The 12,370-nt window shown below is 33.8% G+C and carries 16 protein-coding genes; 8 read left to right on the forward strand and 8 right to left on the reverse strand.

Annotated elements, in window-relative coordinates:
• Positions 1-129 precede the first annotated feature (129 nt).
• On the forward strand, positions 130-675 hold the full coding sequence (locus ACJJVT_RS12035) for a hypothetical protein (RefSeq protein ID WP_405398972.1): 546 nt from the start codon (positions 130-132) through the stop codon (positions 673-675).
• Between the two features lie 233 nt (positions 676-908).
• Positions 909-1,430, forward strand: a complete 522-nt coding sequence (locus ACJJVT_RS12040) for a hypothetical protein (protein ID WP_405398974.1) — start codon at positions 909-911, stop codon at positions 1,428-1,430.
• A 369-nt stretch (positions 1,431-1,799) separates the two neighbouring features.
• On the opposite strand, the gene ACJJVT_RS12045 is transcribed toward ACJJVT_RS12040, so the two are convergent.
• Positions 1,800-2,237, reverse strand: a complete 438-nt coding sequence (locus tag ACJJVT_RS12045) for a winged helix-turn-helix transcriptional regulator (RefSeq protein WP_405398976.1) — start codon at positions 2,235-2,237, stop codon at positions 1,800-1,802.
• A gap of 150 nt (positions 2,238-2,387) precedes the next feature.
• Here ACJJVT_RS12045 and ACJJVT_RS12050 point away from each other — a divergent pair, with 150 nt between their 5' ends.
• The 6 genes from ACJJVT_RS12050 to ACJJVT_RS12075 all read left to right on the forward strand — a co-directional run bounded on the left by ACJJVT_RS12050 (position 2,388) and on the right by ACJJVT_RS12075 (position 6,921).
• Positions 2,388-3,254 (forward strand): SDR family oxidoreductase, encoded by an 867-nt coding sequence (locus ACJJVT_RS12050; RefSeq protein WP_405398977.1) that lies wholly within the window; start codon positions 2,388-2,390, stop codon positions 3,252-3,254.
• Between the two features lies 1 nt (position 3,255).
• Positions 3,256-3,996 carry an SDR family oxidoreductase gene (locus ACJJVT_RS12055; protein WP_405398979.1) on the forward strand — a complete coding sequence of 247 codons (741 nt, stop codon included), beginning with the start codon at positions 3,256-3,258 and terminating at the stop codon, positions 3,994-3,996.
• Between the two features lie 21 nt (positions 3,997-4,017).
• Positions 4,018-4,383, forward strand: a complete 366-nt coding sequence (locus ACJJVT_RS12060; RefSeq protein ID WP_405398981.1) for a nuclear transport factor 2 family protein — start codon at positions 4,018-4,020, stop codon at positions 4,381-4,383.
• Positions 4,384-4,567: 184 nt separating this feature from the next.
• Positions 4,568-4,768, forward strand: coding sequence for a hypothetical protein (locus ACJJVT_RS12065; RefSeq protein WP_405398983.1), 201 nt, complete (start codon positions 4,568-4,570; stop codon positions 4,766-4,768).
• A 15-nt stretch (positions 4,769-4,783) separates the two neighbouring features.
• Positions 4,784-5,479 (forward strand): hypothetical protein, encoded by a 696-nt coding sequence (locus ACJJVT_RS12070; RefSeq protein ID WP_405398984.1) that lies wholly within the window; start codon positions 4,784-4,786, stop codon positions 5,477-5,479.
• Between the two features lie 938 nt (positions 5,480-6,417).
• Entirely contained in the window at positions 6,418-6,921 is a 504-nt protein-coding gene (locus tag ACJJVT_RS12075; protein WP_405398986.1) for a hypothetical protein, read from the forward strand.
• Between the two features lie 192 nt (positions 6,922-7,113).
• Here ACJJVT_RS12075 and ACJJVT_RS12080 read toward each other — a convergent pair whose 3' ends face one another.
• The 7 genes from ACJJVT_RS12080 to ACJJVT_RS12110 all read right to left on the reverse strand — a co-directional run bounded on the left by ACJJVT_RS12080 (position 7,114) and on the right by ACJJVT_RS12110 (position 12,368).
• Positions 7,114-8,088 carry a helix-turn-helix domain-containing protein gene (locus ACJJVT_RS12080; RefSeq protein ID WP_405398988.1) on the reverse strand — a complete coding sequence of 325 codons (975 nt, stop codon included), beginning with the start codon at positions 8,086-8,088 and terminating at the stop codon, positions 7,114-7,116.
• Positions 8,089-8,382: 294 nt separating this feature from the next.
• The gene (locus ACJJVT_RS12085) at positions 8,383-8,904 is read right to left on the reverse strand and encodes a DUF6985 domain-containing protein (RefSeq protein ID WP_405398990.1); all 522 of its coding nucleotides are present in this window, start codon (positions 8,902-8,904) and stop codon (positions 8,383-8,385) included.
• 280 nt (positions 8,905-9,184) lie between these two features.
• On the reverse strand, positions 9,185-9,838 hold the full coding sequence (locus ACJJVT_RS12090) for a hypothetical protein (protein WP_405398992.1): 654 nt from the start codon (positions 9,836-9,838) through the stop codon (positions 9,185-9,187).
• A gap of 82 nt (positions 9,839-9,920) precedes the next feature.
• Positions 9,921-10,634 carry a haloacid dehalogenase type II gene (locus tag ACJJVT_RS12095; protein ID WP_405398993.1) on the reverse strand — a complete coding sequence of 238 codons (714 nt, stop codon included), beginning with the start codon at positions 10,632-10,634 and terminating at the stop codon, positions 9,921-9,923.
• Between the two features lie 24 nt (positions 10,635-10,658).
• Positions 10,659-11,003 carry a DoxX family protein gene (locus ACJJVT_RS12100; RefSeq protein WP_405398995.1) on the reverse strand — a complete coding sequence of 115 codons (345 nt, stop codon included), beginning with the start codon at positions 11,001-11,003 and terminating at the stop codon, positions 10,659-10,661.
• 35 nt (positions 11,004-11,038) lie between these two features.
• Complete coding sequence (locus tag ACJJVT_RS12105; protein ID WP_405398996.1) at positions 11,039-11,701, reverse strand: peroxiredoxin-like family protein; 663 nt, start codon at positions 11,699-11,701, stop codon at positions 11,039-11,041.
• A 22-nt stretch (positions 11,702-11,723) separates the two neighbouring features.
• Positions 11,724-12,368, reverse strand: a complete 645-nt coding sequence (locus ACJJVT_RS12110) for a DsbA family oxidoreductase (protein ID WP_405398998.1) — start codon at positions 12,366-12,368, stop codon at positions 11,724-11,726.
• Positions 12,369-12,370: the final 2 nt, after the last annotated feature.

Here is a 12,370-nt window from a genome sequence, read left to right on the forward strand (position 1 = left end):
AATGTATTTTTAGGTTACTTTGATGAACATGTATTTAGAAAAAAAGAACAATCAGTGAGGTTAGAAACTAATTTAGTGTAAACTCTAATCTATAACTTTTGTAAACCATGTATATTAACGAACATTTTAATGAAATTTATAACCACAATCATATTTACAGTTTTTATCACCTTTTGTTCATTCTCTCAATATTCTAAGGAGTACAAAATTTTGACTGAAAAGTTGATTGCAACAGATACTATAAATTTTGAAGAGCTATACAAAAACGGAGAGTTAAAGGAAAAGGGAACTGTTTTAACATACAAAGTTGGGGATTATTCTGCCGACTACTATTTTAGAGATTACTATCAGTATTACAGGAATGGACAAGTGAAAATGAAAGCCAAATTTGACCGATTTGGAAATTTGTTATCTCAAAAATGTTATTTGAACTTTGGTGGACTTTGTAGCGAATCAACAACCTTTGAAATTGATTCGGAAACCTCCGATTTGGAAGAGTTGTTACGTGTGGACGAAAAAACTAAAGTCATAAGTAATGACAAATTCTATAACTATTCAATGAAATTAGATAGTATGTATCTAAAGAAAGAGGGCAAAATGATTGGGAATAAAAAAATAGGAGTCTGGAAAATCTATTCTAGGACTGGAGAATTAATTGAGGAAAAGCAGTATTAAAAAAACGTTTTACAACAATACCTAAACGTAATGCGGACTTAAGGGCAAAACCAAAAGGTCTGTGTATATTTATGATGTCGCTAAATCTTATGGATTTAGCTTTGGACAAGAAAAAATAAAACTAATCAATAAGCTTTAGCTTCGTGCGTAGACGGAAACGAAAAGTTTCCTTACTACCGCACTACGCTTAGCCTGACCGTTGTAAAACATTATGCCACTCATCAAAATAGACAATGAATCTAAAAAAATTCACTAAGGTTATTCTTGTTTTTATTGTTCTATTGGTAATTACTTTTTCGCCATTTTATTTCATCACAATTAAAAAAGAAACAAAGGAGCTAATTCATCAAACTGAATTTGTAAAGGAAAAAGTAAAAATTGATTCAATTCGTATCCAAACTTCAAATATAGATGGACCTGGAGCAAGTCATTACTATATTTATTACCACAATAAAAGAGATTATTTAAGTTTGCTAGATTACCGAGATGTCCTTTTTTCTACTGAAAAACAAAAAAAAGACTTCAATCATTTCTTAAACGTAACAAATAAGGACAGTACGGTTTATTCATCAAGTAATGATTCAATTTGGGTTTGGCATCATCCCATTTTAGAAGACAATTATGCAACAATGGAAGAAAGTCAATTGGATGTTTCAAATAATATATTCTTAATAATCATAAATAGTCTATTACTAACAATTTCAATATCAGCAGTATTTTGGCAAATTAAACAATGGACTAAGAAGAAGTCTTAAAAACGAAAATGAAAATTAAGCCCAAATGGAACTGAAAATCAAAACGCAAATGGACTTGATACTGAGTGTAAAAAACTTATACCGAAAGTGTACGGAAAATAACGTTTTACAACAAAACCTAAACGTAATGCGGACTTTAGGGCAAAACCGAAAGGTCTGTGTATATTTATGAAGTCGCAAAATCTTATGGATTTAGCTTTAGAAAAGAAAAAATAAATCAAAACAATAAGCTTTAGCTTCGTGCGTAGACGGAAACGAAAAGTTTCCTTTCAACCGCACTACGCTTAGCTAAACCGTTGGCAACAAGCTGAAAAATCTCACAACCCATAGATTAAATTAGCTCTTCGAATTATTAAGTATGACTATAAATTAAACTTCGCTCCATTTCCAATTTTCTGACTTATAGTCTTCAATTGTCTTTTTAATAAAAGCTTCTTTATTGTTTTTTACAATATCAAGCGTATCGCCAGAATACAATTCTGGATGAAACTCTCTAACGTGTTTATCACTCCAAATAGATAATTCCGCAATTATTGGCATCAAGTCAACACCTTTTTCGGTTAAAGTATAAATATTTGCTTTTTTATTATCTGGCAGTTTATCTTTTGTGATAATCTTAAATTCTTCAAGCATTTTTAATCTTGAAGACAATATGTTAGTAGCAATAGCTTCTTCACTTTCAATAAAATCTTTAAAAGTTTTTTTTCCTTCAGTCAATATTTGTTTAACAATAACTAATGCCCATTTATCGCCAATAACATCAAGTGCAACAGTAATTGGGCAATTACATCTGAATTTATGTCCCATTATATCGAATGTATTTATTAATTGATTGCAAAGATACAATTTCTATTTTTTTTACTTGCAAAATGAAATTAATTTAATTTTTACTTGCATAATAAAAGTAATCTAAATATTTTTGCTTGCGAATTACAAGTAATAATTAAAATTTTTAAAATGAAAAAAGTAATAATAACAGGTAGTAGTAGTGGATTTGGATTATTATCAGCGAAACATTTTGCTGATAACAACTATACAGTTTACGCAACTATGAGAACGTCTCAAAAAAATGAGCCAATTAAAAAAGAGTTAGAAGATTACTCTTCTAATATTAAGGTAGTAAGTATGGATGTTTCAACAGACGCGTCTGTTAGCAAGGCTATTGATACTATTCTTGATGAAGCAGGAGATATAGATGTATTGATAAACAATGCCGGTATTATGCATATGGGGATTGCAGAAGCATTTAGTATAGAACAAGCAAATGATTTAATGAATGTAAATTATTATGGCGTAATTAGAACAACACAAGCCATACTCCCAAGTATGCGTAAAGCAGGAAAAGGGCTAATCATTAATACAACATCTGCGTATGGTAGAGTATTTGCACCTTTTGCAGCAACTTACGGAGCATCTAAAGCTGCTGTAGAGGCATACACGCAAAGTTTAAAATATGAATTGGCTCCTACTGGCATTGAAACCATTTTAGTTGAACCAGGACCATTCGCAACAAATTTAGCACACTCATTTTCACCTGAAGCTAGAACAGAAATTGTAGCCGAAAATTCAGAACTACAATCAATTTTTAATGGTATGGTTGAAGGGTTCTCAACCCTAATGCAATCTGAAGACATACCACAGCCAAGTTTAGTTTCTGAAGCCTATTTGAAACTTGCTGAAATGCCACAAGGCTCTAGACCAACACGTACTACTGTTGGATTGCCATTTGGAGCCGATAAAGTTAATGAGTTGACACAGCCAATACAAGATGGCTCATTACAGGCTTACAAAATGGAATATTTATTAGAAACAAAAGTAAAATAAAATGAACAATAATATAGCAGGCAAAGTAGTAGTCATTACAGGAGGAAGTAGCGGATTAGGAGAAGCTACAGCTCATTATTTGGCAGAAAAAGGAGCTAAAGTAGTAATAGGTGCTCGTAGGGTTGAAAAATTAGAAAAAGTGGCTTCAGAAATTAAAAAAAATGGAGGTACTGTTGAAATTTTAAGAACAGATGTTACCAATGCAGATGATGTAAAAGCTTTGATAAAAAAAGCAATTGACAGTTTTGGCAAAATTGATGTTATGGTCAATAATGCAGGTATTATGCCTCTAGCACCATTAAGTGCCTTAAAAATTAACGAATGGGATAGTATGATCGATGTTAACATAAAAGGTGTGTTATACGGTATTGCTGCTGCCTTACCAGAATTTGAAAAACAAAAATCGGGTCACTTTATCAATTTAGCATCTGTTGCTGGATTAAATGTAAGTCCAGGCGGAGCAGTCTATAGTGGAACTAAATATGCAGTACGTGCCATAAGTGAAGGATTGAGGAAAGAGGTTGGTAAGGTTATTAGAACAACCATATTAACACCTGGTTTAATAGATTCTGAATTACAATTAGGAAGCTCAGATGAAGCAACTTCACAATTTATACAGCAAGTTTACAAAGATGCTATTCCTGCAATTTCCATTGCAAAAGCTGTTGCCTACGCTATTGAACAACCTGCAGATGTAGATATTAACGAACTAGTAATTCGCCCTACAATACAAGAATTTTAAAAATAACATAAAAAAACAAAAATGACAGATATTAAAGAATTATGGAATGGTTGGTGCAAAAGTTGGACAATAACTAATCGCAATGAAAGAGATCAAGAATTACAAAAGATATTAGCTGATGATTTTAAATATACAGACCCGCTTTTTGAGGCAAAAGGTCTTGCTCAAATATCCGATTATATAAGTCAGTTTCAAGAACAATTTCCTGGAACAACCTTTACCCCAACAAAAATAGTTTCTCATCACGATAGAAATCTAGTAAAATGGGATATGCTAAATAAAAAGAGTGAAATTGCTGATGATGGTTCTAGTTTTGCGATGGTTGAAAATAATAGATTAAAAGATATAACAGGTTTTTTTAAAGTGGATAATTATCCTAATTTATAATTTAAATCTCTAAAAGGGTTATTAATAAAAATCACAGTAATAAGCTTTACTTTTACTGTGATTTTTTTATTGGACCAACAATAGGATAAAGCCAGTTGCCAACAAGGTATATAAAAAATAGCAATTTAGTCGCTTAATCTAAAGAAAATGAATAAATTAGAGTCATTGTTAAACTGAAATATTATTGCTTAAAACCCGCTACTTTTCATATACAATACCGTTAGCAAACATATACCAAGAACCTTTACCATTGACCGATACCGTGACATGGACTACAAACCAAAGAAGCCAGCTAATTGATAAGTTTAAAACCAACGAACCCAAACACCTTGATGTTCAAACTGATGCTATTGCAACAGATAACACAAACCATAAAGGAATTTAATTAGAAACTTACAATATGAAACCATATATAAATTCGATTGAAAATATAGTTTACAATATCACTAAAAATGATTTTAGAGCCGTTCACAGAAATGATTTAGGAATGTTATTTGTTAAAGAAAATGATATTACCATTAAAGGCATAATGGTTTATATAAAAGATGATGAAATAAAAAACATTACTACTTTTTTTAATGATCAAACCGTTCAAAGTTTTTTCAAGTCAGAATATGACAAGTATTCCAATTATATGATTGATGATACTTGCATGCAACACCTATTTGATAACGTAATTGATATGAAAATGTTAAATCAATTACCAATTAGCTTAGTAGACGAAGAAGGTGTTGAAAAAGCTTGTGAATTATTAAAACAATATATAACACAAAAGGCAATTCCTTTTTTTAATTATTGGCAAGACATAAGAGATTTTATACCTTTTTTAGAAACAGATGACCCTATTTTTATTCAGGATATATTTTGTGGAGATGGTGTTGAGAAAAAGGTTATTATTTGGAAGTTGTGTAACCACCCAAAATATCAAAATTATGTTCAGGTGTTAATCCAATCTTATGTGGATTATTTAGAAGAAAACCCGAATGATAAGTGGGCTATTAAAGATTTTAAAAAGATAAAAGACATTGTTAAAAGGCTAGAAAAAACCGAGCCACTCTATACATGGGACGAACGCTATCTGATAAAAAAAGAATGACCGTCGGGATATTAAAAAACATATTGAACAAACCAAAAAATTAGAGAAATAAAACGAGTAAAATACGTTTGCTAACAAAACCTAAACGTAATGTGGGCTAAGGTATTTATTCGCAGCGTTTGCGTATTTTTATTGAGTCGCAAAATCTTTGGGATTTTGCTTTGGACAGGAAAAATTAAAACAAAACAAAAAGATTTTGCTGCGCGCCGTGGCGCAACGGGAATTGCATTCCCGCTCCCCCACTACGCTTAGCTAAACCGTTGGCACAAATTTTAAAAAGTGGACTTAACCAATAAAATTATAATTACGATAGTTTTAGCTTTATCATATTTATGGTTGAAATTTATGTTTCCCCTAGTTACTGATTTTTTCAAAAGCATATTTAAGTCCTTCATACCAAAATCTGACAATACTACTCCTTTATATCTTGATTTGATTGAAAGATTACCTGATATTTTAGGTGTATTCATGTTTATCGTAATAATATTAGTTTGGACAAACTAAACGTGATTTTATGGCGGAATGGACAACTTAATTAAACGCAACTAATGTGCGAATGGACTTCTAAGCAAGTTTGGGCTGATGGACTTCACTCGAATAAAATGGCAGTGAAATTTTCACCAAGCAAAACGCGAGTAGTAGCACGCAAAAAAACTTGTGCCAACAATGCCTAAACGTAATGCGGACATAAGGGCTTAAACGAAAGGTTTGCGTATATTTATGAAGTCGCTAAATCTTATGGATTTAGCTTTGGACAAGAAAAAATAAAACTAAACAATAAGCTTTAGCTTCGTGCGCTGACGGAAACGAAAAGTTTCCTTACGACCGCACTACGCTTAGCCCAACCGTTGTAAACAATTTTGACCTTTTCGATAAAAGCGACAAACAAACTATTTATTAAAGTTATTGTCAAAATACTCTTTAAGAAGTACAAAAATATGCAGGAAGTAGAAAGGAAAATGAAGGGTAATGACCTTAAAAAACTACAATATAATAGTACATCATCTTTGAAAATGTCTATCATATTAATGGTTGTGGGATTCTCTCTACTGTACTATTTATGGGACAGAGATATCATATTCGTGAAAGTTCTATGCGGAATCATTGGATTTTTAGGGGTTTTAGGTTTTTGGCAAGACTTTTTTAGTCAAAAAAAGGAAAAAGACCAAAGGGAGAAAATAAAAATTATAGTTAAGACCAAAATAATAGATAAAGAAATTATTGTTATCCGTTCTTCAGGCGATAGCAACGTCACTGACGAAACTAAATATAGACTATTCTTTGAAAATTCTAAAAGTTATGATGTGAAGGATTATATATTTAATAAAATGCAAATTGGCAGCGAAATTGAAATAGAATATGCAAAGCACTCAAAATGGATTATCAACATATACGGTAAATCAATGAATATTGAAAATGATTCTGTGGTCCAACGGTATTGATAAAAACTGTTTACAACACAACCTATAAACAATACGGGGTTCGGGGGTATTCGCAGGGTTTGCGTATTTTTATGAAGACCGCAAAATCTTATGGATTTTGCTCTGGACAGGAAAAAATAAATCAAAACAATAAGATTTCGCTATGTGCGTGGCGGAAAGCAAACGCTGGTTTGCTCCCGTACTGTTCATAGCTCAACCGTTGTATGCCATTTGGTACGATATACAAACATCCTTTACAGAGTTATAGAAACATCGTTTACACTTTTTAAGTTGCATTTGAAACCAAAATTCAGATGCTATGCCTTGGAAAGAATCAACGATTATGGAACAAAAAAAGCGCCTTTGTTGTGCTTTTAGGTCATAAGCTGAAGGCTTGGCACAAGCGGCTTTTAAATCGCGGTGCATACGTTCATGTCGTCCGTTCTGTTCAGGGTGTGCCGGATCTGAAAACACGGGCATGATGCCCAGTTCAATGAACCAATAGGAGAGTCGGGTAAATCTTTGTATCGCGGCAACCGAACCAAAAGGACTTCCATTGTCGGTATGTATTTGTCCAGGGATACCAAATTTTCTAAAAACCCTTTTAAACTCTGCCTTTGCCGATGCAAGGTTTTCTTTGTAATGACCTTTGGCCGTAAATACAAATCGGCTTTTGGAATCTGCAATGGTCAGTGGGTGACAGTAGATTTTGTTGCCCATCAAGAACTTCCCTTTGTAGTCTGCACTCCACACTTCATTACACTCTTCGGGGTCGAAAATGGGATGTACGGGCTTCACTCTTCTAAGTCGTTTTTGAGGCGATACCAGACCGTGTTTTTTCAGGATGTTATGAACGGTCAAGACAGATGGTATCAAATCATCGGGGAAATCTTTATACAACAAGGTGTGCAATTTTTTAGCGCCCCATGCCTTGTGTTTTTCTTTCAATTTAAGAATTTGGCCCACTACTTTCCCATTGGTGGCATTAGGGTGTGGGCTACGCGGTTTTCTGGAGAGTTCCCTAAGCCCTTCATAGCCTTCGTTTTCAAAGCGGGCAATGATTTTGTAAGCCGTTGGCCTTGATATCTCAAAGACTCGGCAAAGCTCCGTGATGGTATATTTTCCAGTTCGCCATTCACAGATAAATTCAATTTTTTGTTCCATAATCGTTGATTCTTTCCAAGGCATAGCATCTGAATTTTGGTTTCAAATGCAACTTAAAAAGTGTAAACGATGTTTCTATAACTCTGTAAAGGATGTTTGTATATCGTACCTAATGAAGCACAACGGTTAGTATATGGCAAGTAGGGCAGTAGAAAGGGATAAACTTTCGGGTTTGCTCTGAGCCAAATCGTTGTATTTTGTTTTTATCTTATTCATTTTAAAAGCCAAATCAACGATTTGGCAGTGTTTGTAAATAGCACTGAACTTTCGTAAACCACTAAACGCCCTATTTGCTATATACCGTGTTATGCTCTCTTTCTATTCAACTAAGGTGATTTCTCCATCCTTCAGATGAATAACCATTCCATGCTCACTTTCCCAAGGCACATCAAACTGCCAACATGATATAACATATTCGTTTTGATTTTCATCTTTTTTTTGGGTTATCAATACTTCAATCGGTTTTAAATTTTCAAATGCTGATTCAGTCGAATTAATATTGAAGTGCTGGTGATTTATTTGCTTCAAATCGTCATTATATTTCAACCTCAATTCTTCAGTAGCAATTCCAAAGTCTATTGTTTCAATACATCTTTCATAATGACTAAGGGCTTCCTTTGATATCCGTGAAATCATTTCTTCATCAATATTTTCAAAATGTGTGATAGCAGTCAGAATTGGCTTTGATATTTTAAGTTCTTCATTAGATTCAGTATCCAAAAATACTTGATATGGTACTTGAATATTAAACCGTTCATGAAACTCAACAAATCTTGTTGAAATTTCATAGGCAGATTTAATATGTTCTCCAGTCTTTAATATTTTCTTTTCTGTAATCATCAAATTATATTGAGCATAACACACAAATAAGTGCAATTGACATTATAACTAAGAAAGATACAATTTTCAATTAAAATCAAGCTATACAGTTGATTTAAAAGCAAATAACACTTTAGCAAAAAAAATATCAACTACATATTCTTAAAATGATATATTTTTTGATGAATCAAAAAAAATCAACACTTCTACATTACAAATAATGCTTAAGCCTTAAAAATAGCTCATAAAAAAAGCCAGCATTTTAGGATGCTGGCTGTAATTGATTCTAAAGAGAATGGAACTACTCCTCTCCCAATTCGGTGATTTTCTTCTCGTATAATTTCTTACTCTCTACAACGGCAACGTTCAATTCTTGCATGATACCGTCTACACGACCTTCTATGCTTTTCATTTGATCATTGATATTATCGAAAGAGTTAAGCGCAGCAGCCACTTCTAATGCTTTAACGACCTCAACGGCATCGCCATGCAACAACCTTAATTTTTCTATAGCCGTAGAAGTATTCGCTAATGTTGCGTTGTATTTGGTTCGTGCCTTTTCTATAGCACCCAAGAGTGTTTTTTTACTCTTTTCATCATTTAGGCTATTGGTCTGTGTCTCCATTGCCGTGAACAGATTGGAAGCTTTCTCTTTTAAGTCTTCGTACTCCTTATTCAAGTTATTAACTCTACGATCTACTTTTTCCCAATCTCCATATACCTTGGCGAATTCCTTATCTTCATTCTTGGTATCTTCCAAAGCGCTTTTTAAAGCGTTTAGAGATTCTAGACCTTTATTTACATTTTTGTTCGCGGTCTCTTTCTTATTCTCAAAATCGTCGACTTGAGACTTGAATTTATCTTTTAAACGAATAAGGTCTTCGGGACTTTTATCTTTCCAACAAGATGTTAGGGTAAGTGCAATTAGGGCAACAAATAGTGTTCTTTTAAACATGAAATACTTTCTTTAGTTAATGGTACGCCAAAGATACATATTCTAAGATGCTTTTTTATTTGAAAATGAAATGGTCGAAATTTTAGCTGTAAGTCACTAAAATATCTGCTGCTTTTTTTAAGTCAGATACTATAATTTCTGTTTTTGGAGCTAACGGATATTCTTGTTGACCAGGTCTACCAATAAACGCTGCTCGCCAACCTGCCCAAAGTGCTCCAGCAACATCCCAGCCATGGGCTGCAATGAGCATACACTCTTCTACTTCTAAGCCCATTTGCTTTGCTCCCCATGCGTACGTATCTGTAAAGGGTTTGAATTTTCCCGTTGGTTCTACGCTTAGCATTTCATCAAAATACTTGGTCAATCCGGCATTTTCAAATTGCTTTTTTAATCCGTCTTTAGATGAATTGGTGAATGCTACTAATTTGTATCCGGCGTTTTTTAATTGTGCAAGCGCTTCCTTAACCTCAGGATGCGGTGGTAGATTGCCCATAGACTCAGAAATGGTTTTACGCGCATCTGCTTCCGCCAGGTTTATATTATGATTTGCAGCTACCATTTGCAATGCAGCAGCACCAATATGACCAAATGGCTTGTATTGACCACTAGCCGAAGTCACTAATGAATACTGCAACATTGTCGTAAACCAAAGAGAGAGTAAATCTTCTCTTCCGCCTAATGCTTTGCCTACTTCTTTTTTAACTTTAGTAAGATCTAAAAGCGTTTCGTTGACATCAAAAAACAACACTTTAGGCCTGATAGTTTTTGAATTTTTATGTTTCGTAGTATTATCCATAACCCTAGTTGTTTTTAATTGTATTTATATTTTTTTACTAAAGATATAAGAAACTACCAATGCCACCCAAGCAATTACAGCTGCCATTTGTTCTCCATCACTTACCATAATGTGTGCAAAAAATGCTAAGGTAACCGCAAAGAAAAATGCGGAGTATGCCCACTCTTTTATAACATGAAACCTAGGGTTCCAGATAGCAAACAAACCAAATAACTTTGCCGTAGCATAAGGGTAAATTAAATATGTTGGGTAGCCCAAACTAGTAAAGGCTCCTTTAATATATTCATGATTAAAAAAATACATACCTGCAGAAAACAGTATTACCAAGGTAAAAATACCTGTAGCTACGTAATAGATTATTTTGTTCATATTCATAATTATTGGTGGTTAACTAGTTGCTTATACTATTTCAGCTTTTCTAAAGCCGTCAATATTTCTGACACTTCTGCTCTTTCGGTATAATCTGCGTCTAAAAATGCATATTGTATAATGGCATCGGTATCAATCACATAAGTCGCAGCCAATGGTAGTTCATTACTATGATCTCCATTTACCTTACTCAAACCAAAACCTGCTTCATACATTGCAGCAACGTCTTCGGTTAACGTATATACTACTCCATATTCTTTGCCAACAACATTACCAACATCGCTCAAAACAGAAAACGCCAACGAATTCTTTTCTGCAGTGCTTAACGAGTTATCTGGCAACTCTGGTGTAAGAGCGATTAAGGTAGCACCTGCTTTTTGAAATTCAGGTAGATTTTCTTGCAAATAGTGTAGTGTGATGTTACAATACGGACACCAGCCACCTCTATACCAAGTAACAACTACAGGTCCGTTTTTAAGTTCCTCATACAAAGAAACCGATTTGCCCGATGCATTTTTCAAGGTGAAGTTAGTTGCTTTACTATTGACATTGAGTGCATTTTCCAATACACCAGATGCCGCAACACTACTAATACCCTCAGCATAGGTTTGCTTTTTCTCATCGGTAAACTTCACAGCTGCTTCTTGGCGTTTTACAGCTAATAATGCATCTAGTTCTCCTTTATTAGTTGTGCTCATGATAGACGAATTTATATTTTTATTAATCGGCAATTAGTTCGCCAAGTATTTGTTTAAAAGTAGAAACGGGTTGTGCACCTGTTACTGCACTTTTCATATTAAAGACGATAGTAGGCACAGAGTTTACACCCATATTCTTCCATTCGCCCTGTTTGTTTCTTACCTCAAATCTTGCTTCTTCATTATCTAACCTAGCCAATGCTTCATCTGCATTTAAACCTACAGCTACCAAAGCTTCTTTTAATATTTCTCTGTCAGACACATCTTTTCGCTCACCAAAAAATGAATTCATTAATCGCAATTTCAGTTCGGTCTGCTTGTCAAACTCTTTAGCATAATCCAATAATACATGAGCATCAAATGTATTAGCCATGCGCATTTCATCAAAATAATCGAATTTAAAGCCAAGCTCCTCTCCTATCTCCGTCATGTTCTGTTGCGACGCTTGTTGTTGCTCTAACGTAGAACCGTATTTTTCTGTAATATGCTCGGTTACATTTTGTCCCTCAGGTGGCATACCAGGGTTTAAATCAAAAGGTTGCCATTCTATTTCTACTTGATCTTCAATACCAAGTTCCGTAATCGCTTTCTCTAAACGCTTATACCCAATAGCACACCAAGGGCATACTACATCAGATACAATATCTATTTTTAATTTTTCTTTCATAA

The organism is Maribacter sp. Asnod2-G09 (assembly GCF_045063795.1).
GTDB lineage: Bacteria > Bacteroidota > Bacteroidia > Flavobacteriales > Flavobacteriaceae > Maribacter.

Bases quoted from the DNA above. Each gene is read 5' to 3' on its own strand.
- ACJJVT_RS12100 (WP_405398995.1), bottom strand. From the start codon at position 11,003: ATGAACAAAATAATCTATTACGTAGCTACAGGTATTTTTACCTTGGTA.
- ACJJVT_RS12095 (WP_405398993.1), bottom strand. From the start codon at position 10,634: ATGGATAATACTACGAAACATAAAAATTCAAAAACTATCAGGCCTAAA.
- ACJJVT_RS12040 (WP_405398974.1), top strand. From the start codon at position 909: ATGAATCTAAAAAAATTCACTAAGGTTATTCTTGTTTTTATTGTTCTA.
- ACJJVT_RS12050 (WP_405398977.1), top strand. From the start codon at position 2,388: ATGAAAAAAGTAATAATAACAGGTAGTAGTAGTGGATTTGGATTATTA.
- ACJJVT_RS12060 (WP_405398981.1), top strand. From the start codon at position 4,018: ATGACAGATATTAAAGAATTATGGAATGGTTGGTGCAAAAGTTGGACA.
- ACJJVT_RS12055 (WP_405398979.1), top strand. From the start codon at position 3,256: ATGAACAATAATATAGCAGGCAAAGTAGTAGTCATTACAGGAGGAAGT.
- ACJJVT_RS12045 (WP_405398976.1), bottom strand. From the start codon at position 2,237: ATGGGACATAAATTCAGATGTAATTGCCCAATTACTGTTGCACTTGAT.
- ACJJVT_RS12085 (WP_405398990.1), bottom strand. From the start codon at position 8,904: ATGATTACAGAAAAGAAAATATTAAAGACTGGAGAACATATTAAATCT.
- ACJJVT_RS12080 (WP_405398988.1), bottom strand. From the start codon at position 8,088: ATGCCTTGGAAAGAATCAACGATTATGGAACAAAAAATTGAATTTATC.
- ACJJVT_RS12075 (WP_405398986.1), top strand. From the start codon at position 6,418: ATGCAGGAAGTAGAAAGGAAAATGAAGGGTAATGACCTTAAAAAACTA.
- ACJJVT_RS12035 (WP_405398972.1), top strand. From the start codon at position 130: ATGAAATTTATAACCACAATCATATTTACAGTTTTTATCACCTTTTGT.
- ACJJVT_RS12070 (WP_405398984.1), top strand. From the start codon at position 4,784: ATGAAACCATATATAAATTCGATTGAAAATATAGTTTACAATATCACT.
- ACJJVT_RS12090 (WP_405398992.1), bottom strand. From the start codon at position 9,838: ATGTTTAAAAGAACACTATTTGTTGCCCTAATTGCACTTACCCTAACA.
- ACJJVT_RS12105 (WP_405398996.1), bottom strand. From the start codon at position 11,701: ATGAGCACAACTAATAAAGGAGAACTAGATGCATTATTAGCTGTAAAA.
- ACJJVT_RS12110 (WP_405398998.1), bottom strand. From the start codon at position 12,368: ATGAAAGAAAAATTAAAAATAGATATTGTATCTGATGTAGTATGCCCT.